The following is a 24,993-nucleotide window of genomic DNA, read 5'->3' as shown; positions in this document are numbered from 1 at the left end:
GCCGCCGGTGTGCCCGGCCCTGTCCGTCGAGGTCAGGCCACCAGCGCGGGCGCCTGCCCGGCGTGTGCCACGTCACGTCCCCCGGCGCCGCGCACCGCCGCCTCGCAGCGGGCGGTCAGGTCGCGTCGGTCGTCGCCGGGCAACTGCAGGGACTGCACCTGCACGTGCGCCACCGTGCGCCGCGCGGTCACCAGCCGCCGGATGGAGTCGACCAGGGTGTCCTCACCGACGTAGGCGGGCACGGTCGACAGCCTGCCGTCGCGGTGATGGTAGGTCAGCCGCAGCGGTTGCACCGGGCGGCCGGCGTCGACCGCGGCCTGGAACATGGCCGGCCGGAACGGGCCGTGGCCCAGCCCACACCAGGTGGTGCCCTCCGGGAAGGCCACCACGGTCTGGCCGTTGCGCAGCCGGGCGGCCACCGCGCCGACCACGGCGGGCAGCCGACGCAGGTTCTCCCGTTCGATCGGGATAACCTTCATCAGGCGTGCGATGACGCCGAGCGCCGGCCAGTCGATCAGGTCGGCACGGGCGACGAAGGATCCGGGCAGCACCGCCCCGATGGTGAAGACGTCCAGCCAGGACACGTGGCCGCTGACGACCAGGACCCCGCGCAGGTTGCGGATCGGTCCGCCCGACACCGTGATCCGGACCCCGACGCAGCGCAGCATCAGCCGGCAGTAGCCGCGCTGCAGATGGGAGCGCCCCGGCAGGGGCACCGCCAGCACCGGCACCGCGAGCAGGAGCAGCACCGCCCCGGTGATGCGCACGGCGCTGCGCGCCCAGACCGCGGGTCGGGAGCCCTTCGGGGCGGCGCCGGCGTGCATGCAGGCGGCGTCGCAGGACGCCTTCGGCAGCCACGGGTGCGGTGTGACGCTCACTGCCCGGCCGCCAGGTCCGCGGCCTGCGAGACCGAGCGCAACCGCAACAGGTAGCGGACGTCGACCCGGCTCTTGTCCAGCAACGCCGGGAAGTCCCCGACCCCGAAGTCCGGGTCGTGGGCGGGTTCACCGCACACCTGTGCGCCGAGGCGCAGGTACCCCCGCATCAGGGCGGGCAGTGTGAGCCGGGCCGGGGGTTCGATCTCGTCGAGGCTGCGGCCGTCGATCACCACCGGCCGGTAGGGCCGCACGGTGAGTTCGGTGGGTGCGCTGTGCCGGCGCCGCACGGCGTCGCGCACCCCGCGCAGCAGACTGCCCGGCGTCTGACGGCTCGGGTGCGTCGGCACGGACACGCAGCCGGTGACGTGCTCGTAGCCGTAACGGTCCAGGTAGGCCAGGATCCCGGCCCACATCAGCAGCACCACGCCGCCGTGCCGGTGCTCGGTGCGCACCACGGCGCGACCCATCTCCACCAGCGAGGGGCGCAGCGGGTCCAGCGCCCGGACGTCGAACTCGGTGGCGGTGTAGAGCCCGCCCGCGGCGATCGCGCCCGGCGGCGGCAGCATCCGGTAACACCCGACGAGTTCGCCGGATATGTCCTCGCGGACGAGCAGGTGGTCGCAGAACTGGTCGAAGTGGTCGGCGTCGAGTCCCACGTCGAAACCGGGGCGCGCCGGGTTGAGCGCGAAGCCGGGCTCGGCGGTGAACACGTCGTGGCGCAGGCGTTGGGCGGCCTCGATATGGGCCGGATCGGTGGACAGCAACAGGGTGTAGCGCGGTCCGGGCGCAGCTCGGTCGATGTTGTCAGCGGGTATGAGTACAGATGCGTCGCTCATGCGGCCCCCTCGCAGGCTCGGGTCCCGCATGTCACCAGTTGATTCGCTCCGCAGGCGTCGCTCATACCGAGCACGGTTGCGGGTCCGGATCTCCGCAGGGCATCGCCGGTGTGACGTGTCCGTGCACGACGGATGAACATCCCGGGCTCGAAGATCCGTGCCGAGAGCGACGATTCTGCGGTCTGCGGGCCGTTGAGAGCGCAGAAACGTCCCTCTCGCGGAGCCTTGACACGAAAAAGCCCCCGGACACAGCGTGTCCGGGGGCCTTCACAGGAGTTGCTTAACCCTTGCGGGCCTTGACCGCCTCGGTCAGCTGCGGGGTGACCTTGAACAGGTCACCGACGATGCCGAGGTCGGCGATCTCGAAGATCGGAGCCTCTTCGTCCTTGTTGACCGCGATGATGGTCTTCGAGGTCTGCATGCCGGCGCGGTGCTGGATGGCGCCGGAGATGCCCAGCGCGATGTACAGCTGCGGCGACACGGTCTTACCGGTCTGACCGACCTGGAACTGACCGCCGTAGTAGCCGGAGTCGACGGCGGCACGCGAGGCACCGACGGCGGCACCGAGCGAGTCGGCGAGCTCCTCGACGATCTTGAAGTTCTCCTCGCTGCCGACACCACGGCCGCCGGCGACGACGACGTTGGCCTCGGTGAGCTCCGGACGGTCACCGGCGACGACCGGCTCGCGGGAGGTGATCTTGGTGGCGTTCTCGGCCTGGGCCGGAACCTCGACGGAGATGACCTCGCCCGCACCGTCGGCCGGGGCGGCTTCCACCGCGCCGGGACGCACGGTGATCACCGGCAGTTCGCCGGTGGCCTGAGCCTCGACGGTGTACGCGCCACCGAAGATGCTGTGGACGCCGATGCCGCCGTCCTTGACCTCGACGACGTCGACCAGCAGGCCCGAGCCCAGCCGCGCGGCCAGCCGGCCGGCAACCTCTTTGCCCTCGGCGCTGGCGGCGATCACGACGGCGGCCGGGGCGGCCGTCTCGGTCAGCGCGGCGAGCACGTCGACCTTCGGGGTGACCAGGAAGCTGTCCACGTCGGCCGACTCGGCGACGTAGATCTTGGCCGCGCCGGCGGCCTTGAGGCCGTCGGTCAGGGCGGCGGCGGTGCCTTCGGCGCCGACCACGACCGCGGACGGCTCGCCCAGCACGCGGGCGGCGGTGATGAGTTCGGTGCTGACCTTCTTCAGCGCACCTTCGGCGTGCTCGACGAGCACAAGTACTTCAGCCATGTCTTATGTCCTTCGTGAGTGTCTGGGAGAGGTGGGCTAGATCAGCTTCTGGGCAACCAGGTACTCGGCGACCTTGGTGCCGCCGTCGCCCTCGTCGGTGACCTTCTCGCCGGCCGTCTTCGGCGGCTTCGGGGTCGAGGACAGCACCTTGGTGCCGGCGTTGGCGACACCCACCTCGTCGGGCTCCACGCCGATCTCGGCCAGCGTCAGGACGGTGACTTCCTTCTTCTTGGCGGCCATGATGCCCTTGAAGGACGGGAAGCGCGGCTCGTTGATCTTCTCGTTGACGCTGACCACGGCCGGCAGGGTGGCCTCCAGGCCGAAGACGCCCTCGTCGGTCTCGCGCTCGGCGGTGACCTTGCCGCCCTCGACGTTCAGCTTGCGCACGTGGGTGAGCTGCGGCAGACCCAGGTACTCGGCGATGACGGCCGGCACGGCGCCGCCGACACCGTCGGTGGCCTCGTTACCGGCGATGACCAGCTCGGTGCCCTCGATGGTGCCCAGCGCGCGGGCCAGCGCCCAGCCGGTCTGGATGACGTCGGAGCCGTGCAGGCCGTCGTCCTTGAGGTGCACAGCCTTGTCGGCGCCCATGGACAGCGCCTTGCGGATGGCCTCGGTGGCGCGTTCCGGGCCCGCGGTCAGCACGGTCACCGTGCTGTCGCCGCCCTCGCGCTCCTTGATGAGCAGCGCTTCTTCGACGGCGCGCTCGTTGATCTCGTCGAGCACGGCATCGGCCGCCTCGCGATCCAGCGTGTAATCGCCGTCGGTGAGCTTGCGCTCCGACCAGGTGTCAGGGACCTGCTTGATCAGGACCACGATGTTCGTCATGACTGTGGTTCGTCCTCCTCGATGAGGCCGGCAGCCGGCCTGGGCATATCACGATTTACGAATCGGCCACCATGTTACCCGCGAGTAACTTTGACGGCACGCAAGGACACCATAACTGGTCAATCCGTTCGCTCAGACCACACGGTCACTAGGGCATCCGTTCGCGAACCGGCCATTACGGGTTAGCCTGCCTTCCAATGAGCACAATCGGTTCCGTCGACAGCACCGGCTCCAACGAGGGAGTTGACGCTTCCCTGCCCTTGACCGGCGAGCGCACCATCCCCGGCCTGGCCGAGGAGAACTACTGGTTCCGCCGCCACGAGGTGGTCTATCAGCGTCTCGCCGACCGGTGCGCCGGTCGCGACGTCCTCGAAGCCGGGCCCGGCGAGGGCTACGGCGCCGATCTGATCGCCGGAGTTGCCCGCAGCGTCGTCGGGGTCGACTACGACGAGCAGGCCGTCGCCCACATCCGGGCGAAGTATCCGCGGGTGCAGATGCATCTCGGCAATCTGGCCGATCTGCCATTAGCCGATGGCTCGGTCGACGTGGTGGTGAACTTCCAGGTCATCGAGCACCTCTGGGACCAGGGCCAGTTCGTCGGCGAATGCGCGCGGGTGCTGCGCCCGGGCGGACTGCTGCTGATGTCCACCCCGAACCGGATCACCTTCTCCCCCGGCCGGGACACCCCGCTCAACCCGTTCCACACCCGTGAGCTGAACGCGGCCGATCTGACCGAGCTGCTGGAGCAGGGCGGCTTCGAAATCGAGGGCGTGTACGGGGTGTTCCACGGCGCCGGCCTGGCCGCGATGGACGCCCGCCACGACGGCTCGATCATCGACGCCCAGATCGCCCGCGCCGTCGCCGATGCCCCGTGGTCGCCGGAGTTGCTGGCCGACGTCGCCGCCGTGCGCGCCGAGGATTTCGATCTGCTCGACGCGAAAGATTCCGATATCGATGCCAGCCTCGATCTGGTGGCGATTGCGGTACGAACGTGACCGGCAAACCGACCGGTGACGCCACTCCCGGGATGTTCACGCTGGTGCTGCACACGCACCTGCCGTGGCTGGCCCACCACGGTCGCTGGCCGGTCGGCGAGGAATGGCTGTACCAATCCTGGGCCGCGGCCTACCTGCCGCTGATGCGGGTGCTGCGCACCCTGGCCGCCGAGGACCGCAGCCACCTCGTCAGCCTCGGCATGACCCCGGTGGTCACCGCCCAGCTCGACGACCCGTACTGCCTGACCGGCATGCACCACTGGCTGGCCAACTGGCAGTTGCGAGCTTTGGAAGCGAGCACTGCGGCCGGCACCGCGCAAGCCGGTGCGGAAGGCACCTTCAATTCACCGGAGGCCATGCGCCAGTTCGGTATTCGCGAATACGCGGCCGCCACCGAGGCGCTGGAGGATTTCACCACCCTGTGGCGCCACGGCGGCAGCCCGCTGCTGCGCCAACTCGTCGACGCGGGCACCATCGAACTGCTCGGCGGGCCGCTCTCGCATCCGTTCCAGCCGCTGCTCAACCCCCGGCTGCGTGAGTTCGCGCTGCGCGAAGGCCTGGCCGATGCCCGGCAGCGCTTCGCGCACACGCCGACGGGCATCTGGGCCCCCGAATGCGCGTACGCACCCGGCATGGAGATCGGTTACGCCGCAGCCGGTGTCGGGCATTTCATGGTCGACGGCCCGTCCCTGCACGGGGACACCGCACTCGGCCGCCCGGTGGGTGACACCGATGTGGTGGCGTTCGGGCGCGATCTGCAGGTCAGCTACCGGGTGTGGTCACCGAAATCCGGCTACCCCGGGCACGCCGCCTACCGGGACTTCCACACCTACGATCATCGGACCGGTCTGAAACCGGCCCGGGTGACCGGCCGCAATGTGCCCTCGGAATCGAAGGCGCCGTATGAACCCGAACGGGCCGACGCGGCCATCGACAAGCACGTCGCCGACTTCGTCGGGATGGTGCGGCGCAGGTTGCGCACGGAGTCCGATCGCATCGGCAGGCCCGCGCATGTGGTGGCCGCCTTCGACACCGAACTGTTCGGGCACTGGTGGTACGAGGGCCCGCGGTGGCTGGAACGCCTGCTGCGCGCGTTGCCGGAGGCGGGTGTCCGGGTCGGCACGCTGTCGGATGCCATCGCCGAGGGCTACGTCGGGTCCACAGTCGAATTGCCGCCCAGCTCTTGGGGTTCGGGCAAGGACTGGCAGGTCTGGAACGGTGAGAAGGTCTCCGATCTGGTGGCGCTCAACGCCGAGGTGGTCGACACCGCACTGTCGGCGGTGGACAAGGCGCTGACGCACCGCGGTCGCGGCGCGGGCCGCGACGCGGTCGCCGACCAGATCCTGCGCGAGACGCTGCTGACGGTCTCCAGCGACTGGCCGTTCATGGTGAGCAAGGACTCGGCCGCCGAATACGCGCGCTACCGCGCCCATCTGCACGCGCACGCCACCCGCGAGATCTCCGCGGCGCTGGCCTCGGGCCGGCGCGAGCAGGCCGAGCGACTCGCTGCCGACTGGAACCGGGCCGACGGCCTGTTCGGCGCCCTGGACGCCCGGCGGCTCCCCCGATGACCCCCTTTGCCGCGAGCGTGCGCGTCTGCTGCGCGACACGCCGCCCCTCCCCCGCAGTTTGCGCACCGTCGTGCGCCGTCGAAGGTGCGTGTGCGTGAAGATCCTCATGGTGTCCTGGGAGTACCCGCCGGTGATCATCGGCGGCCTCGGCCGGCACGTGCATCATCTGGCCACCGAGCTGGTGCTCGCCGGGCACGAGGTCGTCGTGCTGTCCCGGCGCCCCACCGGCACCGACCCCTGCACCCACCCGACCACCGACGAGGTGACCGAGGGCGTGCGGGTGATCGCCGCCGCGCAGGACCCGCACGAGTTCACCTTCGGCACCGACATGATGGCGTGGACACTGGCCATGGGCCACTCGATGGTGCGGTGCGGCTTGACGCTGCGCGATTGGCAGCCCGATCTGGTGCACGCCCATGATTGGCTGGTCGCGCACCCGGCCATCGCCTTGGCCGAATACTTCGATGTGCCACTGGTTTCCACCATCCACGCCACCGAGGCGGGACGGCATTCCGGCTGGCTGTCCGGACAGGTGAGCCGTCAGGTGCATGCTCTGGAATCCTGGCTGGTGCACGAATCCGACTCGCTGATCACCTGTTCGGCCTCCATGCGTGAGGAGATCGACGCGCTGTTCGGCCCCGGGCTGGCCGAGACCACCGTCATCCCCAACGGGATCGACACCGAGGGATGGCCTTTCGCGCCCCGGCGCCCGCACACCGGGCCGGCCGAGCTGCTGTACTTCGGCCGGCTGGAGTACGAGAAGGGCGTGCACGACGCGATCGCCGCGCTCCCCCGGATCCGCAAGACCCACCCGGGCACCACACTGACCATCGCCGGTGACGGCACCCAGCTGGATTTCCTGGTCGAGCAGGCCCGCAAGCACAAGGTGCTCAAGGCCACCAGATTCGTTGGCCGTACCGACCATTCGGGTCTGGTCGAGCTGCTGCACCGGGCCGACGCCGCGGTGCTGCCCTCGCACTACGAGCCGTTCGGCATCGTCGCCCTGGAGGCCGCGGCCACCGGCACCCCGCTGGTGACCTCGACCGCCGGCGGACTCGGTGAGGCCGTGATCGACGGCATCACCGGTGTGTCGTGTGCGCCGCGCAGTGTGGCGGGTCTGGCCGACGCCGTACGGCGCGTCCTGGACGACCCGGCCGCCGCGCAGCGCCGTGCCGTCGCCGCGCGGGAACGACTCACCTCCGACTTCGCCTGGCCGACGGTGGCCGACAACACCAGTCAGGTGTACCTGGCCGCCAAGCGGGCCGAACGCCAACCGCAGCCGCGCCGGTTGATCGAGGAGCGCCCGCTCCCCGATTACGGCTGAACCCGCCGGGGTCAGCGACCCGAGCGGGCGGCCTTCTTGCGTTCGATGTCGGCGAGGTTGGCGGCCAGCTCGGCCCGCGCGGCGGCCGACGCATCCCAGGCGACCTTGCGGTTCTTGACCACCTTGGCCGGGGAGCCGACCGCGATGGAGTAGTCCGGGATCTCGCCCTTGACCACCGCGTGCGCCCCCAGCACGCAGCCGCGGCCGACCGAGGTGCCGCGCAGCACGGTCACCTTCGCCGCGACCCAGGTGTCCGGGCCGATCCGCACCGGGCTCTTGATGATGCCCTGATCCTTGATCGGCAGCTCCAGGCTGTCCATCTTGTGATCGAAATCGCAGACGTAGCACCAATCGGCCATCAGCACCGAGTCGCCGAGCTCGATGTCCAGATAGGTGTTGATCACATTGTCGCGACCCAGCACCACCTTGTCCCCGATGCGCAGCGAACCCTCGTGGCAGCGGATGGTGTTCTTGTCCCCGATGTGCACCCACCGGCCGATCTCCATGGTGGACAGCTCCGGGGTGGCCTCGATCTCCACGCCCTTGCCCAGGAACACCATGCCGCGGGTGATGATGTGCGGGTTACGCAGCTTGAACTTCAGCAGCCGCCAGTAGCGCACCAGGTACCACGGTGTGTATGCCTTGTTCGCCAGCACCCAGCGCAGCGAATCGCGGGTCAGGAATTGCGCCTGGCGCGGATCGCTCAATCGCGAACCACGCCACCTCTTGTGCAGCGGCGCGCCCCACATCGTCGTCATGGCCGGTCACCTTACGCGACACCCAGACGGGATAGTCTCGGGACTCGATGCCTGCTCGAGGAGGAACTGTGCGCCGGCTTGCTGCCGTGCTGGGAATCGCGGCGCTGACCGTCAGCTCCTGCGCAAACACCGATTCGTGGGTCCAGGCCCACCCCGCGACCGGCTGGGCGGCGCAGTACGCCGACGCCGCCAACACCAGCTACAACCCGGTGGACGGCGCGCAGGCGCTCGCCCCGGACTGGGAGCGCTCGGTCAAGGGCGAACTGGGTGCGCAGGTGGCGCTGGGCTCCGGCAGTTACCTCGCGGTCAACGCGCAGACCGCGAACGGCTGCTCGCTGATGGTCTGGGAGACCGACAGCAACGCCCGCCAGCGGTGGTGCACCCGGCTGTGGCAGGGCGGCCCGCGCTCCAGTGCCCTCTTCGATGGCTTCGACAACCTCTACGTCGGTCAACCCGGCGCCATCATGTCCTACCCGCCGACCCAGTGGATCCGGTGGCGTCAGCCGGTGATCGGGATGCCCACCACCCCACGGCTGCTGGCTCCCGGACAGTTGCTCGTGCTCACCCACCTGGGTCAGGTGCTGGTGTTCGACGCGCACCGCGGGACCGTGGTCGGCACCTCGCTGGACCTGGTGTCCGGCGTCGACCCCACCGATTCCGAACGCGGCCTCGACGACTGCGCCGTGGGCGGCAAGGACTGCCCCGTCTCGGCCGCACCGGCCTTCGCCGCCGAGTCCGGGATGCTGGTGCTCGGGTTGTGGGAACCGGGCGCGCCCGCCCCGGTTCTCACCGGGCTGCAGTACCGACCCGGCCAGACCCCGATCCTGAAACGGGTGTGGACCAGCGACGCGGTCGGCGGGGGCCCCATCGCCAGCCCGGTGCTGTCCGCCGACGGCGCCACCGTCTACGTCAACGGGCGCGACGGCCGGCTGTGGGCGCTCAACACCGCCGACGGCACCGCCAAGTGGTCGATCGAGCTGGGCTACCAGCCGCAAACCCCGCCATCGGTGTCACCGGACGGCGTGATCGTGGCCGGCGGCGGTCCGGGCGCCCGGCTGACCGGGCTCACCGACAACGGCGATGACGCCGAGATCGCATGGACGCGTGCTGATGTCGAGCCGTTGTCGACGTCCAGCCGGGCCGGGGAGAACGCCGGCTACACCGTGGTCCGCGACGGGGAGCAGGGACAGGCCCTGCTGGTGTTCGACCCCGCCGAGGGCGGCACCGTCAACCGCTACCCCCTACCCGATGCGACCGGTTGGCCGGTCGGGGTGTCCATCGGCCACGACGGCCGCGTGGTCACCGCGACCAGCGACGGCCAGGTCTACGGCTTCGTGCCGGACTGAGCCGCGGCGCTCAGGCCAGTAGCGGGGCGATCGTGGCCCGCGGCACCGACACCTGAACGGCGCCGGCGGACTCGGGCAGTAGTTCGCCCTGTCCGAAGAAGAAGATCACCGCGTCGTCGGTGATCGCGAAGTTCTGGTAGTTGGCCGGATCCAGGCCGGCCTCGGGCAGCACCGGATCGGGCATCCCGGACTGCTTCGCCAACTCGGCCTGCACCACCGGCAGGATCACCGGCAGCGGGTCGGTGCCGTCCCGGAACAGGGTCTCGAAGGTGATCGGCTTGCGGTAGGCCTGATCCCAGTTGAACGACTTGTAGAACGTCTGGGGGTGCGCGCCGCCGACGTTCTGGTAGGTGGTGAACACCACCGACTGGGTGCCGCGCGGCGGCACCGCGGAGGAGTACTTCGCCGAGGTGGTGTCCAACTCGTACGGCATGCCCCGGAAGTCGGGACTCTTGGCCACATTCAGGAAGCCGTCCCGGGTCTGCTTGACGTAGTCGAACACCGCCTTCTGGTCCGGGTAGTCGGACGGGAAGTTGATGTTGAGCATGTAGGCCGGGTCGATCTGCTGGATCTGGCAGGTGGCGCCGACGCCGACGGTCGCGCCGACGTCCTCGCATTTGAGCGGGGCGGCGAACGCCGGGGCCGCCGACGCGAGTGCTCCGGCCAACACCGAAACGGCCAGCACCGGGGCGGCCAGCGAGGGTACGCGCATCTGGGAGATCCTCCGAGGAGCAGGGTCGGCACAGGCGCCGCTGCCCGACAGGGTACCTGTGGCGCTATCGCGAAGATCGGCAAATGAACGCCACCGCACGGCCGGCCGCTCCGGTACCGATCCGGGCGATGACGACCGATACCGCCTGCGACCCACGAAGCTTGAGCCGCCGACGCAGCGCGTCCGGGTCCACGTCCACGCCGCGGACCAGAATCTCGCACGCACCGGCATCGTGGGCGGCCAGTTCCCGGCGCAGCCGCTTCTCGTCGAACCCGACCTCGCCGAGCACCTCGAAACCGCGCACCCCGTCCGGCAGTTCATCCCCCGACAGATAGGCGATATCGGGGTCCAGCTGCCACAGGCCGTGCCGGGTTGCGTACTGGCGCACCAATCCCGCACGCACCACGGCCCCGTCGGGGTCGATGATCCACCGGCCGGCCGGGCCGACCGCGCAATCGTCTGGGTCGGCGTCGGTGACCTGTTCGCCGCGGTCGAGCACGGTGGCGCGCCGGCGCACCCCCGGCTCGGTGAGCCCCGCCGACCACAGACATGCCTCGCGCACACTTCCGGCCGAGGAGCACAGCTCGATCTCCCCGTCGAATCCCAGATCGCCCAGCTGTTCGAAAGGTATTCCGGGAGCACACTTCACGACCAGGTCGCGGCCGCGGTAGGCGTCGAACAGTTCATCCAGCGGCGGTGCGTAGGCGCGCGGATCGAACCGGCGCCGCCCGCCGCTGCGCCGTCCCGGGTCGGCCAGCACCACCGTGTCACGGGTGACCGGGCGCAGCGCGTCGGCCCGGCACACCTCGACATCGGGAACGTTGTTGCGCGCCATGGCGAGTCGGACCGGATCGATGTCACTGCCCACGAGCAGTGCGGCGACCGGTCGCAGCGCGGCCAGTTCGGCGCCCACCGAGCAGGTGACATCGTGTATCCGCGCACCCGCCAACCGGCGCGCGCGGTGGGCTGCGACCGTCTCGGTGGTGGCCTGCTGCAGCGCGTCATCGGTGAACAACCACGACGACGGATCGGCGAACTTGGCCGCCGCCCGCCGCCGCAACAGCGTGGTCTCCACCAGTGCCGCGGTACGGTCCCCGAAACGTGCTCGCACCGTGGCGATGTCGGCGACCCGGCCGGAATCGCTGAGCGCGAGTTCGGCAACCTCGGTCAGCGCACGCCGGCCGTCGTCGCTGCGCAGGTAGGCGACGTCCCCGAGCGAGAAGGCTACTGACACCGGACGACTTCCCGAGTCGCTGGGCCCCCGCCGTCGGTCAGGACGGCTTGACCCCGGTGACCATCACGTTGTAGAACCAGCCCTTCGGCACCACCCGGCGCCACACGTTGGCATCCACCCAGCTCAGCGTCGTCCAGCTGTTGAACGCGAACTTGGCCCAGCCCCAACCCAACCGGCCCGGAGGCACCGAGGCCTCGAAGGTGCGGATCGGCCAGCCGAGCATGGCGGCGGTGAATTCCTCGCTGGCCGTGGCCACCTCGACCGCGCCGGCGTTGGTGGCCATCCGCTCCAGATCCTCGGGATCGAAGGTGTGCAGGTCCACCACGGCCTCCAGGGCGGCCGCACGCGAGGACTCGTCGAGTTCGGACTGCGGGCGACGCCAGCTCTCCAGGCCGGGGAGCTTGGTGATGCTGGTGGACAGGTGCCAGGTCAGCGTGGACAGGTTGCGGGCGTAGACGTTGCCGGCGCTGGTGGGCTCACCGGCGAACACGAACCGGCCGCCCGGTTTGAGGATGCGCACCACCTCGCGCAGCGACTTCTCCACGTCGGGAATGTGGTGCAGCACCGCGTGCCCGACCACCAGGTCGAAGGTGTTGTCCTCGTAGGGGATGCCCTCCGCGTCGGCGACCTTGCCGTCGATGTCCAGGCCCAGGCCCTGCCCGTTGCGGGTGGCGACCTTGACCATGCCCGGGGACAGGTCGGTCACCGAGCCCCGGCGGGCCACGCCGGCCTGGATCAGGTTGAGCAGGAAGAAGCCGGTGCCACAGCCCAGCTCCAGGGCCCGGTCATAGGGCAGCTCGCGCTGCACCTCCTCGGGGACGATGGCGTCGAAGCGGCCGCGCGCGTAGTCGATGCAGCGCTGGTCATACGAGATCGACCACTTGTCGTCGTAGGTCTCGGCTTCCCAGTCGTGGTACAGGATCTGGGCCAGCTTGGTGTCCTTCAGCGCCGCCTCGACCTGCTCCGCGGTGGCGTGCGGGTTGGGCTTCAGTTCGGCGTCAGCGTCGACGTGAGGCGTCTGGTCGGTGCTCGTCATATGGGCAGCCTAACTGCCGGTGAACGTCCCGAAGACCTCGACGTAGCGCCGCACCGCTTCACCAGGGCTGTCGATCATCGCCTTGGCCCCGGCCAGCACGTGTGCCGGCGCCTCGGCATGCCTGCGGGCCCAGCCCAGCGCGGCGTCGTAGACACCGTCGGGGGCGACCAGTTCGTCGACCAAGCCCAGGGCCAGGGCCTCCTCGGCGCCCACGAACCGGCCGCTGAACACCAGCTCCTTGGCCCGGCCGGCCCCGACCACCCCGACCAGCCGCTCGGTGCCCGCCGCCGGCAGCAGCCCGGCGAGCGCCTCGGTGACCCCGACCTTCACGTTGTCCCCGGCGATCCGCCAGTCGGCGGCCAGCGCCAGGGCCAGTCCCGACCCCAGCGCGTAACCGGTGACCGCGGCGACCGTGGGCTTCGGGATGGCGGCCACCGCGTCGAGGGCGGCACGGCAGGCCGCGGTCACGCTCTCGGCGTCGGCCGCGCCGAGGCGCCGCAGTTCGGCGACGTCGTCTCCGGCACTGAACACCTCGTGCCCACCGAACACGATGACCGTGCCGACCTCGGGGCGGGCACCGAGTTCACCGGCCGCCGCGGCGATCTCCCGGTACATCTGCCGGGTGAGCGCGTTGGTGGGCGGCCGGGACAGCACCAGGGTGGCCACGCCGTCGGCCACGACGGTGGAGACGAACTCGCTCATGCGGCCACCTCGCAGGCTCGGGTGCCGCATTCCCTGCTATCGATTCGCTCGTTGCACTCGCTCATGCCCGCTTCACTCCGCCGTCGGTGTAACCCTGCGGGCCACGCCGGTTGCGGGCCGCGTTGTAGCGCTCGCCGTCGAAGAACTCGATCTCCCAGTCGCCGGTCGCCTTGTCCGCCGACAGGCTGGGTTCCATCGCCACGATCCTGCGCTCGGTGGCGAGCACCTCGGCCACAGTCCGCCCGTTGACCGAATCGAGCTGCGACCAGGTCGGCGGGAGCAGGAAGGACTTCCCGTCGGCGAATTCGTCGAGGGCGGCCTGCGGGGTGCACCAGAACGCGCGGTCGCTCTCGGTGTTCTCCCCGTCGGCGCGCTGGCCCTGCGGGATGGCGCCGACGAAGAAGTAGGTGTCGTAACGACGGGTGCGCTCCTCCTTCGGGGTCACCCAGTTCGCCCAGGGCCGCAGCAGGTCGGCGCGCAGCACCAGCTTCTCGTCACGCAGGAAGTCCGCGAAGGACAGCGAATTGTTGGCCAGCGCCGCCCGCTGCTCGCGGTAGACGGAGGCGTCGTCGACGAGGATGTCCGAGTCGTCGGCCGCCCCGGCGAACAGCACCCCGGACTCCTCGAAGGTCTCCCGCGCGGCGGCACACACCAGGGCCTCGGCGAGGTCGACGTCGACGTTGAGCCGCTCGGCCCACCAGGCCGGCTCGGGTCCGTACCAGGCGATGTTGGTACCGCGATCGCGCTCGTCGACGCCGCCGCCGGGGAACACCATCACCCCGGCGACGAAGTCCATCGCCGAATGCCGGCGCATCAGGAAGATCTCCAGGGACTCCGGGGTGCCCGCATCGCGGAGCAGCATCACCGTCGAGGCGGGCCGGGGCACCAACGGGTCGGTCATGCGCCGGCCTCGCAGGCTCGGTCGGCGCATTGCAAGCCGATGATTCGCTCGCAAGCTTCGCTCATGCTCGCCTCCTGTGCGCTGCGCGGGTGCGGGTGCGACGGGCGAAGTAGCGCCCGTCGAGGTAGTCCAAGGTGATCGCCTGCCCGAAGGCGGTCGACAGATTCTCCGAGGTCAGCACGTCGGCGAGCAGGCCGGCGCCGACCACGCTGCCCTCCGAGAGCAGCAGGCAGTGGCTGAACCCGGGCGGGATCTCCTCGACGTGATGAGTGACCAGGACGATGGCCGGTGCGTCCGGGTCGGCGGCCAGATCGGCCAGCCGGGCCACCAGTTCCTCCCGGCCACCGAGGTCCAGGCCGGCGGCGGGTTCGTCGAGCAGCAACAGCTCCGGATCGGTCATCAGCGAGCGGGCGATCAACACCCGCTTGCGCTCCCCCTCGGACAGCGTGCCGTAGGCGCGTTCGGCCAGATGCTCGGCGCCGAGGCTCTCCAGCATGTCGATGGCCTGCTCGTAGTCGACGTCGTCGTACTGCTCCCGCCACCGGCCCAGCACCGCGTACCCGGCCGACACCACCAGGTCGCGCACGATCTCGTCGTCGGGGATCCGTTGGCTCAGTGCCGAACTGCTCAACCCCACCCGGGACCGCAGCTCGGACATGTCGGTGCGGCCGAGTTGCTCGCCGAGCACGAACGCGGTTCCCGAGGACGGGTGGTCGATGGCGGCCGCGATCCGCAGCAGGGAGGTCTTACCGGCACCGTTCGGGCCGATCACCACCCAGCGCTCGTCGAGTTCGACGGCCCAGTCGATGGGCCCGACGAGGGTCTTGCCGTCCCGGCGCAGGGTGACCTCGGCGAAATCGATCAGCAGGTCCGGGTCTGCAACGGGGCCGTCTAGGTGATCGTCTCCTGCGACAGTCGGGGGCACCCGCTCATCGTAGTGTCGGCGCGATCCGGCGCCCGGTCTCGCCCCGCTCGCCCGGCCGCGCCGAAGTCGTGGAACAGCAGCCGGCGCGGCATGTACCGAAGGATCAGTTGCACCAGCGGCCCGATGCCGAAGGCGTAGATGACGGTGCCGACGCCGACGGTGCCGCCGAGCAGCCAGCCGGCGGTCAGCACGGTCGCCTCGATCAGGGTGCGGATCAGCCGCACCGACCGGCCGGTGCGCGCGACCAGGCCGGTCATCAGACCGTCGCGCGGCCCGGGGCCGAGGCCCGCGCCGATGTAGAGCACCGTGCTGACGGCGTTGAGCAGGACCGCACCCAGCATCATCGGCACCCGCACCGCCATGTCGTCGGGGGCGGGCAGCACCGCCACGCCGATGTCCACGGTGACCGCGATGACGATGACGTTGGCGATGGTCCCGATGCCGGGCCGGTTGCGCAGCGGGATCCAGGCCAGCAGCACCGCCAGGCCCACCAGTGCCGAGGCGGTGCCGATGGTCATCCCGGTGTGCCGGCTCAGGCCCTGATGGAACACATCCCAGGGGTCCAGTCCCAAACTGGCCTGCACCATCATCGCCATCGAGAAGCCGTAGCCGGACAGGCCGGCGAGCAGTAGCGCACCCCGCAGAGCGGCCGTCACGCGTGGTCGGGGAATCGGGCGCGGATGGCGTCCAGTTCGCTGCGGATCCGCCGGGCATCGGCGTTCTCCGCGGTCCGGGATCCGGCCCGGTCGTAGGTGCCGGCCCGCCGATACTTGCCCGCCATTCGGGACATCCAGTTCTTACGCATGACTCGATGATCATCGCGAAGTGGCTTGCCATTCAATAGCCAGTTGGCAAATACTGGCCTTTATGTCTATCGACGCGGGGACCAGAGCCCTCGATGTGGACCTTCTGGCCCGCGATCTGGGCAACTGGCGCACATCCAGTTCGTCCGGACCCGCCTACCTCGGACTGGCCGACGCCGTCCGGCTGCTCATCATCGACGGCCGCATCCCGGTGGGCTCGCGGCTACCCAGTGAACGTGCGCTGGCCGATGCCCTGCGGGTGTCGCGCACCACGGTCACCGCGGCCTTCACCGCGCTCCGCGAGGACGGATACCTGCGCGCCCGGCGCGGCGCCCGCAGCACCGCCGCACTCCCGCCGCGGCCGGACCTGCCGCCCGCCACCGACACGACGACGGTGAACCTGGCCGCCGCCGCCCTGTCCGCGCCCAGCGCCGCAGTGCTCGACGCCTTCGCCGACGCCGCCCGCGACATCACCCCGTATCTGGCCGAGGTCGGCCACGAACTGTCCGGGGTGCGCGCGCTGCGCGCCGCGGTGGCCGAAAGGTACACCGCGCGAGGGCTTCTGACCGACCCCGAACAGATCATGATCACCACCGGGGCCCAGCATGCGATCGGCCTGATCCTGGCCGCGTTCACCCAGCCGGGTGACCGGGTGCTCGTCGAGCAGCCCACTTATCACGGAGCCCTGTCGGCGATCTCGACCGCCGGGGCCCGCGCCGTGCCGGTACCGCTGCACGACGACGGCTGGGAACTCGACGACCTGCACGCCGCGATCCGCCAGCTCTCCCCCGCCCTGGCCTACCTGATCCCCGACAGTCACAACCCGACCGGGTTCACCATGCCCGCCGGTCAACGAAACCGGCTGGGCCACATCATCTCCGAGACGCGGACCCGAACCATCATCGACGAGTCGATCATGGACATGTGGCTGGACGCGCCGCCACCGGCACCGCTGGCCGCCGCGGTACCGTCCCGCCACGACTTGGTGCTCACCATCGGGTCGATGTCCAAATCGTTCTGGGGCGGGCTGCGCATCGGCTGGATCCGCGCCGAACCCGCGGCGCTGGCCACCGTCGCGGCCATCCGCCGCTCGGTGGATCTCGGCACCCCGATCCTCGAACAACTGACCGCCGCAAGGCTTCTGGAGATTCGCGACGAGGTGTTGCCGGAGCGCCGCGAACTGCTGGCCGCCCGGCGCGCATTCCTGGTGGAGCTGCTGGCCCGTCGGTTGCCGGAGTGGCGGCTGGGCCCGGGGCGTGGCGGGATGTCGCTGTGGGTGCAACTGCCGGCGCCGATGAGCACTGCCCTGTCGGCGGCGGCGTCGCGGCTGGGACTGGATCTGCCCGCCGGGCCGCGGTTCGGTGTCGACGGCACCCTGGAGCGGTTCATCCGGGTGCCCTACGCGCTGCCCGAGCCGCAGCTGGAGGCGGCGGTGGACCTGATGGCCCGCGCGTGGGGGTCGATCACCGGGACGACCGCGGCCCCGGACACCCGGGCCGTCGTCGTCTAGTCCGGGATGTCGACCCGGCGCGCGGTGCCGTCCACCGCGTCGGCGGCCTCGATCTCGGCGCGGGTCACGCCGAGCAGGAACAGCACGGTGTCCAGGTACGGGTGATTCAGCGAGGCGTCGGCGACCTCGCGCAACGCCGGCTTGGCGTTGAACGCCACGCCGAGCCCCGCCGCGGACAGCATGTCGATGTCGTTGGCGCCGTCACCCACGGCGACGGTCTGCTCCATCGGCACGCCCACCTGCTGGGCGAAATCGCGCAGCGCCTTGGCCTTGCCCGGACGGTCCACGACCTGGCCGATCACCCGGCCGGTCAGCTTGCCGTCCACGATCTCCAGTTCGTTGGCGGCGACGAAGTCCATCATCAGCTCATGTGCCAGCGGCTCGATCACCTGCCGGAATCCGCCGGAGACGATGCCGCAGTGATAGCCCAGCCGCCGCAGGGTCCGGATGGTGGTCCGGGCACCGGGGGTCAGCTCGATCTGCTCGGCCACCTCGTCGAGCACCTCGGCGGACAATCCCGCCAGCGTCGCCACCCGCTTGTGCAGCGACTCGGCGAAGTCCAGTTCGCCGCGCATGGCCGCCTCGGTGACCTCGGCGACCGCGGCGAGCGCGCCGGCCCGGTCGGCAAGCATCTCGATTACCTCGCCCTGGATCAGGGTGGAATCGACGTCGAACACGATGAGCCGCTTGGTCCGGCGCGACAGACTGTAGTCCTCGAGGGCGATATCGACCCCGAGTGCCACCGCGGTGCGCGCCATGGTCGTCTGCAGCTGGGCGTACGCGGCGCCCGGCGGCACCGACACCCGCAACTCCAGGCCGGTCACCGGGTAGTCCGACACCCCGCGGATGAAGTCGATGTTCACCCCGAGCGCGGCAACCTCCTGGGCCACCACACCGAACGCCTCGGCGGTGATCGGGCGGCCCAGCACCACGATGGTGTGGGTGGAGGGCTCCCGCATCACCGGCTTGTCGTCGCTGCGCTCGATCGACACGTCCAGGCCCAGCCCCTGGATGGCGGCCCGCACCTCGGCGGCGAACTCGTCGCCGTCGGCCACCTGGGTGTCGACCGAGACCAGCACACCGAGGGTGAGCCGGCCGCGGACGACGACCTGTTCGACGTTGAGCAGCTCCACGCGGTGCCGTGACAGCACCTCGAACAGTGCGGACGTCACGCCTGGCTGGTCCACGCCGGTGACGGTGATCAGCAGCGATGAACGCTTTCGCAAGGAGTCGACTGACTGCGAGGCCGTCGGCACACTCACCTCCGTTTGATGCCTCGTATCAGCTGAGCTCTTCCGAGGAGCCGGATCAGGTGCGGACGTTCTCGCCGTCCAGCCTGGTCACATCCCCGTCGGACGGCCCGTGGGCGCGGCCGATGTGCGCCTCGGCGCGCATCCGCTCCACCATGTGCGGGTAGTGCAGCTCGAATGCCGGACGCTCCGAACGGATCCGGGGCAGCTCGGTGAAGTTGTGCCGCGGCGGCGGGCAGCTGGTGGCCCACTCCAGGGAGTTGCCGTAGCCCCACGGGTCGTCGACCACGACGGGCTCGCCGTAACGCCAGCTCTTGAACACGTTCCAGACGAACGGCAGCGTCGAGATACCGAGGATGAACGCGCCGATGGTGGACACCACGTTGAGCGTGGTGAAGCCGTCGGTGGGCAGGTAGTCGGCGTAGCGACGCGGCATGCCCTCGTCACCGACCCAGTGCTGCACCAGGAAGGTGAGGTGGAAGCCGATGAACGTCAGCCAGAAGTGCAGCTTGGCGAGGCGCTCGTCGAGCAGCCGGCCGGTCATCTTCGGGAACCAGAAGTAGATGCCCGCATAGGTGGCGAACACGATGGTGCCGAAGAGCACGTAGTGGAAGTGCGCGATGACGAAGTAGCTGTCGGTCACGTGGAAGTCCAGCGGCGGGCTGGCCAGCAGCACACCCGACAGACCACCGAGCAGGAAGGTGATCAGGAAGCCCACCGAGAACAGCATCGGTGACTCGAAGGTCAACTGCCCCTTCCACATCGTTCCGATCCAGTTGAAGAACTTGATACCGGTCGGCACCGCGATCAGGAACGTCATGAAGGAGAAGAACGGCAGCAGCACGGCGCCGGTGGCGTACATGTGGTGCGCCCACACCGCGATCGACAGCGCCGCGATACCCAGCGTCGCGTAGATCAGGGTGGTGTAACCGAAGATCGGCTTGCGGCTGAACACCGGGAAGATCTCGGAGACGATGCCGAAGAACGGCAGCGCGATGATGTACACCTCGGGGTGACCGAAGAACCAGAACAGGTGCTGCCACAGCAGGACGCCGCCGTTGGCCGGGTCATAGATATGGGCACCGAGGTGGCGGTCGGCGGCGAGGCCGAACAGCGCGGCGGTCAGCAGCGGGAACGCCAGCAGCACCAGGATCGAGGTCACCAGGATGTTCCAGGTGAAGATCGGCATGCGGAACATGGTCATACCGGGGGCGCGCATGCAGACCACCGTGGTGATCATGTTGACACCGCCGAGGATGGTGCCCAGGCCACCGACGGCCAGACCCATGATCCACAGGTCGCCACCGGCGCCCGGGGAGTGGATCGCGTCGGTCAGCGGCGAGTACGCCGTCCAGCCGAAGTCGGCGGCGCCACCGGGGGTGATGAAGCCACCCATGGCGATCAGCGCGCCGAACAGGAACAGCCAGAAGGAGAAGGCGTTCAGGCGCGGGAACGCGACGTCCGGCGCACCGATCTGCAGCGGCAGCACCAGGTTGGCGAAGCCGAACACGATCGGGGTCGCGTAGAACAGCAGCATGACCGTGCCGTGCATGGTGAACAGCTGGTTGAACTGCTCATTGGACAGGAACTGCAGACCCGGGATCGCGAGCTCCGTGCGCATCAGCAGGGCCATCAGGCCGCCGATGAAGAAGAAGATGAAGCAGGCGACGCAGTACATCATGCCGATCAGCTTGTGATCGGTCGTGGTGATCAGCTTGTAGATGAGGTTCCCCTTGGGGCCCATCCGCTGCGGGAAAGGCCGCCGTGCCTCGAGTTCTCCGATTGGGGGCGCTTCGGCTACCAACAGATCCTCCATAAAAAGTCGACGGGCCATCCCGGCAATGCTCTGTTGGGCATCCTATCCCCCTCGCAACCGACTGTGGAACCGGTGTCCTACAAAGTGTCGTATTGGCCCGCTGTCCAGGCCTGACCGGCCGGAAACGGCCTGCATACGGGGCCGGGCCCGGCGGCGACGGTGGTGGTGGATTGATACCGTCGGCGGCGTGCCGTTTCCCTCTGCGCGGATGGCCCTGCTCCTCGCAGGCGTCACCGTCTCGTTCACCGTGTTGACCGCCTGCGGCGCGCCGGACAGCGATCCCGGCGCCGCCGCGTCCGGGTCGGCTCAGACCCCGATCACCAGCACCACCCGGATCGCCGGGGCCGGCGTGCTGGGTAATCAGCGCAGGCCCGACGAGTCGTGCGCCGCCGCGCCGGCGCCCGCGGTCTCCCCCGACGCGCCGCGGACGGTGCGTAACGCCTCCGGCTCCGGGATCCCGGCGAGCACCGAGGTTCGCGGCGATCCACAGCGCATCGTGGCGCTGTCCTTCGCCGAGCTGGACGCCCTGTGCGCGCTGGGTCTGCAGGACCGGGTGGTCGGGACGACGGTCCCGCAGCCCTCGTACCTGGGCACCGTGCTGCACGACGCGGCCGGCCTCGGCGATCGCGACGCCCCGGATCTGGCCGCGGTCGCCGACGCCGCACCGGACCTGATCTTCGGATCGGCGACACAGACTCCCGACTCCTACGCCGCGCTCGCCGGGATCGCCCCCACCGTGTTCACCGGCAGCGCCGCCGACTGGCAGAACACGCTGCGCGCCGTCGCGGCGGCGACCGGGCGCCCCGAGGCCGCCGACGCGGTGCTCGACGGCTTCGAGCGTGAGGCACGTGAGGCCGGCGAACGCACCGACGCCACCCACTTCCAGGCCTCGGTGGTGCAGTTCACCGAGGACAGCATGCGGGTGTACGGCGCGGAGAATTTCCCGGCCACGGTCCTCCGCGCGGTGGGGGTGGATCGTCCTGCAGCACAACGCTTTACGGACGTGCCCTTCATCGAGGTGAGCATCAGCAACCTCACCGAGGAGACGGATCTGTCCGCGGCCGACGGTGACATCGTCTACCTGTCCTTCACCGGCCCGGCCGCCAAGGAGCGCGCCACCGCGGTGCTCAACAGTGCTGCGTGGCGGAAATTGTCGGCCACCCGGGATGACCGGGTGTTCGCGGTGAACAACGAGGTGTGGCAGACCGGCCAGGGTGTGGTGGCCGCCCGCGGCATCATCGAGGACCTGCGCTGGCTGAACGCGCCGATCAACTGACCGGCACGGTAACCTTCGACGCGTGTTTCACGTATTCACCAGCACCTACCTGCAGCCGGCGGACGTCGTCGACCAGACCCGCCCGGCCCACCTGGAATGGGTGACCGCCGAGGTCGAGGCCGGTCGCATCATTCTGGCCGGACGAGTCGAGTCGGGACAGGGGGCGGTACTGATCGCCTCGGACATGACCGTCGAGGAGGCGGACGCCCTCATCGCGACCGATCCCTACATCCCGGCCGGCGCCGCCCGCTACGACCGGGTCAGCTTCAACGGCGCATTCCGCGCGCCCGGGCTCTGACCCGATTCCTCGCCACCTCGCAGGATTAGCCCGCGGGGCTGTGGTGTTGCTTTTCACGGGCGCGGCGCTGCGCCCGTGCTGCTTTTCGCCCGCTACGGGACGAGAATGCACCTATCTGCACGTAAACGTAAATGACGCATGAAGGACTGATCCGATGAGCACCACTGTTTCCGCATACGTAGCCGAGTCGGCCACCGCACCACTGTTCAAGTCCACCATCGAGCGCCGCGACGTCGGCCCGCACGACGTCGCGTTCGACATCAAATTCTCCGGCATCTGTCACAGCGACCTGCACACCGTCAAAGCCGAATGGGGCGAGCCCAACTACCCGGTGGTGCCGGGCCACGAAATCGCCGGTGTGGTAACCGAAGTCGGTTCCGAGGTCACCAAGTACAAGGTCGGCGATCACGTCGGCGTCGGCTGCTTCATCGACTCCTGCCGCGAATGCGACAACTGCCAGGCCGGCCTGCAGCAGTACTGCACCGGCGAGTACGGCATGCACGGCACCTACAACTCGACCGAACGGGACGGCAGCCCCACCTACGGCGGTTACAGCACCGCCATCGTCGTCGACGAGAACTACGTGCTGCGCATTCCCGACAGCATCCCACTGGACAAGGCCGCTCCCCTGCTGTGCGCGGGCATCACGCTGTATTCCCCGCTGCGGCACTGGAACGCCGGCCCCGGCAAGAAGGTCGCCATCGTCGGCCTGGGCGGCCTGGGCCACATGGGCGTCAAACTCGCCCATGCGATGGGCGCGCAGGTGACCGTGCTGAGCCAGTCGCTGAAGAAGATGGAGGACGGTCTGCGTCTGGGCGCCGACGAGTACTACGCCACCGGCGATCCGGACACCTTCACCAAGCTGGCCGGCAAGTTCGACCTGATCCTGAACACCGTGTCGGCCAACATCAACATGGCCGACTACCTGAACCTGCTGGCCGTGGACGGCACCCTGGTCGAGCTGGGCATCCCGGAGCACCCGATGCCGGTGCCGGTGTTCCCGCTGGCCGGCGGCCGCCGCAGTCTGTCCGGTTCGATGATCGGCGGTATCCCCGAAACCCAGGAGATGCTCGACTTCTGCGCCGAGCACGGGGTCACCCCCGAGATCGAGGTCATCGAGGCGTCCTACGTCAACGAGGCCTACGAGCGGATGCTGTCCTCGGACGTGCGTTACCGCTTCGTCATCGACATCGCCACGCTCTGACCGTCACCGTCGACACCGGGTATCACTGCCAGTGATACCCGGTGTTTTTCGTTGCGGCGTGCGACGGTCTGCGCGTGCACCGGATCCGCTGTCGACGTTCCTGTCCAGTTGCGGTGTCATCAGCCTGAGTTTCTGCGCCGTGCACGGCGTGTTCCTGGGCGTCATCGTGTTTCCGCTGAACCACAACGGCGTTGGACACATGGCCGAAGTCGATTGGCGCAGTATCGGTTTCGGCCGCCTGGGCGTGCCGGCCTTCATGACCGCCGAGTTCGCTGTTCGGGGTGTTCGTCGCCCTCAAGACCATGGCCACCCTGAGTACCGCACTGCCGCAATGGCAGCAGGCCAACGAGCGCCCGTGGATCATGGACGGCCGGTGACTACTCCCCCGACAGATCGGCCAGCGGCCAGCCCGCCGCGGCGAGCCGGGCGGCCACCCGGGCGGTGTTCTCCGGGCCGGCGTCGTGGTTGGTCAGCTCGGAGATGGATGCTTCGATGTCGTCGCGGGTGATCGGGTCCTCGATGTCGGCCGGGGCGGCGACCTCGGCGATGTTGCGTACCACCTCCTGGACCTGTTCCTCGGTCAGCGGAGTGGCCCGCAGCAGGGCCAGCAGCGGGACCTGGTCCGGCCCGGGCACCCCGTCGGGGTAGCCGGCGCGCAGCCAGTTCAGGATCGAAGCCATCAAGGTCGTGACAGGCATGCCCCCAGTGTCGCGTCCCGGCCGGGCGTTGCCAAACCGCCCGCGCCCGCTGTCACCGGCGTTGCCCGCACTCCGCACGGCCGGATTTCCCGACCACGTGGTACCGGCTGACCCCCAATCCGCCTCGCATCCACACGCAGACCGCCTACCAGGTGCGACAATGCATCCGCGCCGAAAAGACCGGCGCCGGGAGGACAGCATGGATGCCCTGCGGGTGGTCATCGCCGACGACGACGTGCTGTTGCGAGAGGGTCTGGCAAGCCTGTTGCAGCGCGAGGGATTCCAGGTCGTCGGGCAGGCCGGCGACGCCGAGGAACTGCTCGGGCTCGTCGAAGAGCAGCGGCCCGGCCTCGTTCTCACCGATATCCGGATGCCACCGGAACACCACACCGAGGGCCTGGACGCGGCGCGGGTGATCCGCGAACGCACCCCGGAGGTCGCCATCATGGTGCTCTCCGCGCACGTCGACGTGGATCACGCGATGGAACTGCTGGCCGGCGGCCAGAGCATCGGGTATCTGCTCAAGAGCCGAGTGGTCGATGTGAACGATTTCGTGGACACCTTGCGCCGGGTGAGCAACGGGGCGTCGGTGATCGACCCCGCCCTGGTCGCCGAGTTGGTGTCGGCGCGGCGGCGCGACGATCCGCTGGCGGCGCTGAGCGCCCGCGAACGCGAGGTGCTCACGCTGATGGCCGAGGGCCTGTCCAACGGGGGTATCGGGCGCCGGCTGTGGGTGACCGAGGGCACCGTGGAAAAGCATGTGCGCAGCATCCTGACCAAATTGGACCTGCCGGAGACCGGTGACGATCACCGCCGGGTGCGGGCGGTCATCGTGTACCTGGAATCCCGCTAACG

Annotated in this window: 24 protein-coding genes and 1 pseudogene; 9 read left to right on the top strand and 16 right to left on the bottom strand. The window is 69.5% G+C overall.

Translation table 11 applies throughout. The annotated features are described in order from the left end of the window. Positions 1-32 precede the first annotated feature (32 nt). The 4 genes from K0O62_RS10515 to K0O62_RS10500 all read right to left on the bottom strand — a co-directional run bounded on the left by K0O62_RS10515 (position 33) and on the right by K0O62_RS10500 (position 3,779). Positions 33-878: a lysophospholipid acyltransferase family protein gene (locus K0O62_RS10515; protein ID WP_073855946.1), complete on the bottom strand. Its 846-nt coding sequence runs from the start codon at positions 876-878 to the stop codon at positions 33-35. Beyond that, entirely contained in the window at positions 875-1,714 is an 840-nt protein-coding gene (locus tag K0O62_RS10510) for a GNAT family N-acetyltransferase (protein WP_073855945.1), read from the bottom strand. The genes K0O62_RS10515 and K0O62_RS10510 overlap by 4 nt, the downstream gene beginning before the upstream one ends. Positions 1,715-1,994: 280 nt before the next feature. Next, positions 1,995-2,951, bottom strand: a complete 957-nt coding sequence (locus tag K0O62_RS10505; RefSeq protein WP_073855944.1) for an electron transfer flavoprotein subunit alpha/FixB family protein — start codon at positions 2,949-2,951, stop codon at positions 1,995-1,997. 36 nt (positions 2,952-2,987) lie between these two features. Continuing rightward, positions 2,988-3,779 (bottom strand): electron transfer flavoprotein subunit beta/FixA family protein, encoded by a 792-nt coding sequence (locus K0O62_RS10500; protein WP_073855943.1) that lies wholly within the window; start codon positions 3,777-3,779, stop codon positions 2,988-2,990. 197 nt (positions 3,780-3,976) lie between these two features. Between K0O62_RS10500 and K0O62_RS10495 the strand changes: the two genes are divergently transcribed. The 3 genes from K0O62_RS10495 to K0O62_RS10485 all read left to right on the top strand — a co-directional run bounded on the left by K0O62_RS10495 (position 3,977) and on the right by K0O62_RS10485 (position 7,669). Further along, the gene (locus K0O62_RS10495) at positions 3,977-4,774 is read left to right on the top strand and encodes a class I SAM-dependent methyltransferase (RefSeq protein ID WP_073855942.1); all 798 of its coding nucleotides are present in this window, start codon (positions 3,977-3,979) and stop codon (positions 4,772-4,774) included. A 32-nt stretch (positions 4,775-4,806) separates the two neighbouring features. Beyond that, positions 4,807-6,345 carry a 1,4-alpha-glucan branching protein domain-containing protein gene (locus K0O62_RS10490; RefSeq protein WP_073856191.1) on the top strand — a complete coding sequence of 513 codons (1,539 nt, stop codon included), beginning with the start codon at positions 4,807-4,809 and terminating at the stop codon, positions 6,343-6,345. A gap of 94 nt (positions 6,346-6,439) precedes the next feature. Continuing rightward, the gene (locus tag K0O62_RS10485) at positions 6,440-7,669 is read left to right on the top strand and encodes a glycosyltransferase family 4 protein (protein WP_073855941.1); all 1,230 of its coding nucleotides are present in this window, start codon (positions 6,440-6,442) and stop codon (positions 7,667-7,669) included. A gap of 11 nt (positions 7,670-7,680) precedes the next feature. On the opposite strand, the gene K0O62_RS10480 is transcribed toward K0O62_RS10485, so the two are convergent. Continuing rightward, positions 7,681-8,427 (bottom strand): acyltransferase, encoded by a 747-nt coding sequence (locus K0O62_RS10480; RefSeq protein ID WP_073855940.1) that lies wholly within the window; start codon positions 8,425-8,427, stop codon positions 7,681-7,683. A 47-nt stretch (positions 8,428-8,474) separates the two neighbouring features. Here K0O62_RS10480 and K0O62_RS10475 point away from each other — a divergent pair, with 47 nt between their 5' ends. Then, positions 8,475-9,773 carry a BamB-related PQQ repeat family beta-propellar protein gene (locus K0O62_RS10475; protein ID WP_073855939.1) on the top strand — a complete coding sequence of 433 codons (1,299 nt, stop codon included), beginning with the start codon at positions 8,475-8,477 and terminating at the stop codon, positions 9,771-9,773. Between the two features lie 10 nt (positions 9,774-9,783). Here the strand turns inward: K0O62_RS10475 and K0O62_RS10470 are convergent, their stop codons facing one another. From K0O62_RS10470 to K0O62_RS10435, 8 genes and pseudogenes are all read right to left on the bottom strand, one after another. Then, positions 9,784-10,485: an esterase gene (locus tag K0O62_RS10470; protein ID WP_073855938.1), complete on the bottom strand. Its 702-nt coding sequence runs from the start codon at positions 10,483-10,485 to the stop codon at positions 9,784-9,786. Positions 10,486-10,549: 64 nt separating this feature from the next. After that, positions 10,550-11,760: pseudogene (locus tag K0O62_RS10465) on the bottom strand (THUMP-like domain-containing protein). Then, positions 11,757-12,755 (bottom strand): class I SAM-dependent methyltransferase, encoded by a 999-nt coding sequence (locus tag K0O62_RS10460; RefSeq protein WP_073855936.1) that lies wholly within the window; start codon positions 12,753-12,755, stop codon positions 11,757-11,759. The pseudogene K0O62_RS10465 and the gene K0O62_RS10460 overlap by 4 nt, the downstream one beginning before the upstream one ends. Before the next feature lie 9 nt (positions 12,756-12,764). Then, positions 12,765-13,457 carry an enoyl-CoA hydratase gene (locus K0O62_RS10455; protein WP_073856190.1) on the bottom strand — a complete coding sequence of 231 codons (693 nt, stop codon included), beginning with the start codon at positions 13,455-13,457 and terminating at the stop codon, positions 12,765-12,767. 61 nt (positions 13,458-13,518) lie between these two features. Then, positions 13,519-14,358 (bottom strand): NUDIX hydrolase, encoded by an 840-nt coding sequence (locus K0O62_RS10450; protein WP_097933401.1) that lies wholly within the window; start codon positions 14,356-14,358, stop codon positions 13,519-13,521. Positions 14,359-14,419: 61 nt separating this feature from the next. Continuing rightward, a complete protein-coding gene (locus K0O62_RS10445; RefSeq protein ID WP_073855934.1) occupies positions 14,420-15,283 on the bottom strand; it encodes an ABC transporter ATP-binding protein in 864 nt (287 codons plus the stop codon). Next, positions 15,250-15,939, bottom strand: a complete 690-nt coding sequence (gene yczE, locus K0O62_RS10440) for a membrane protein YczE (protein WP_073855933.1) — start codon at positions 15,937-15,939, stop codon at positions 15,250-15,252. The genes K0O62_RS10445 and yczE overlap by 34 nt, the downstream gene beginning before the upstream one ends. Further along, positions 15,936-16,088, bottom strand: coding sequence for a hypothetical protein (locus K0O62_RS10435; RefSeq protein WP_097933399.1), 153 nt, complete (start codon positions 16,086-16,088; stop codon positions 15,936-15,938). The genes yczE and K0O62_RS10435 overlap by 4 nt, the downstream gene beginning before the upstream one ends. A 62-nt stretch (positions 16,089-16,150) precedes the next feature. Between K0O62_RS10435 and yczR the strand changes: the two genes are divergently transcribed. Next, positions 16,151-17,596, top strand: coding sequence for a MocR-like transcription factor YczR (gene yczR / locus K0O62_RS10430; RefSeq protein ID WP_073855932.1), 1,446 nt, complete (start codon positions 16,151-16,153; stop codon positions 17,594-17,596). Here the strand turns inward: yczR and serB are convergent. Together serB and ctaD are read right to left on the bottom strand one after the other, a co-directional pair. Beyond that, positions 17,593-18,852, bottom strand: a complete 1,260-nt coding sequence (gene serB / locus K0O62_RS10425) for a phosphoserine phosphatase SerB (RefSeq protein WP_073856189.1) — start codon at positions 18,850-18,852, stop codon at positions 17,593-17,595. The two genes, yczR and serB, sit on opposite strands and share 4 nt — an antisense overlap. Before the next feature lie 52 nt (positions 18,853-18,904). Further along, the gene (ctaD, locus tag K0O62_RS10420) at positions 18,905-20,650 is read right to left on the bottom strand and encodes an aa3-type cytochrome oxidase subunit I (RefSeq protein ID WP_073856188.1); all 1,746 of its coding nucleotides are present in this window, start codon (positions 20,648-20,650) and stop codon (positions 18,905-18,907) included. Between the two features lie 220 nt (positions 20,651-20,870). Between ctaD and K0O62_RS10415 the strand changes: the two genes are divergently transcribed. The 3 genes from K0O62_RS10415 (at position 20,871) to K0O62_RS10405 (ending at position 23,440) form a co-directional block, all read left to right on the top strand. Then, positions 20,871-21,938 (top strand): iron-siderophore ABC transporter substrate-binding protein, encoded by a 1,068-nt coding sequence (locus tag K0O62_RS10415; protein WP_073855931.1) that lies wholly within the window; start codon positions 20,871-20,873, stop codon positions 21,936-21,938. 22 nt (positions 21,939-21,960) lie between these two features. Continuing rightward, positions 21,961-22,236 carry a YciI family protein gene (locus K0O62_RS10410; protein WP_073855930.1) on the top strand — a complete coding sequence of 92 codons (276 nt, stop codon included), beginning with the start codon at positions 21,961-21,963 and terminating at the stop codon, positions 22,234-22,236. A gap of 154 nt (positions 22,237-22,390) precedes the next feature. Then, the gene (locus K0O62_RS10405; protein ID WP_073855929.1) at positions 22,391-23,440 is read left to right on the top strand and encodes an NAD(P)-dependent alcohol dehydrogenase; all 1,050 of its coding nucleotides are present in this window, start codon (positions 22,391-22,393) and stop codon (positions 23,438-23,440) included. Positions 23,441-23,817: 377 nt separating this feature from the next. On the opposite strand, the gene K0O62_RS10400 is transcribed toward K0O62_RS10405, so the two are convergent. Next, the gene (locus K0O62_RS10400; RefSeq protein ID WP_073855928.1) at positions 23,818-24,138 is read right to left on the bottom strand and encodes a DUF3349 domain-containing protein; all 321 of its coding nucleotides are present in this window, start codon (positions 24,136-24,138) and stop codon (positions 23,818-23,820) included. A gap of 199 nt (positions 24,139-24,337) precedes the next feature. Here K0O62_RS10400 and K0O62_RS10395 point away from each other — a divergent pair, with 199 nt between their 5' ends. Further along, positions 24,338-24,991, top strand: a complete 654-nt coding sequence (locus K0O62_RS10395; RefSeq protein ID WP_073855927.1) for a response regulator — start codon at positions 24,338-24,340, stop codon at positions 24,989-24,991. Positions 24,992-24,993 lie beyond the last annotated feature (2 nt).

This window comes from Mycolicibacterium diernhoferi, assembly GCF_019456655.1.
Lineage (GTDB): Bacteria > Actinomycetota > Actinomycetes > Mycobacteriales > Mycobacteriaceae > Mycobacterium > Mycobacterium diernhoferi.
The sequence above is the reverse complement of the archived record's forward strand: the minus strand, read 5'-3'. Positions and strand labels throughout refer to the sequence as shown.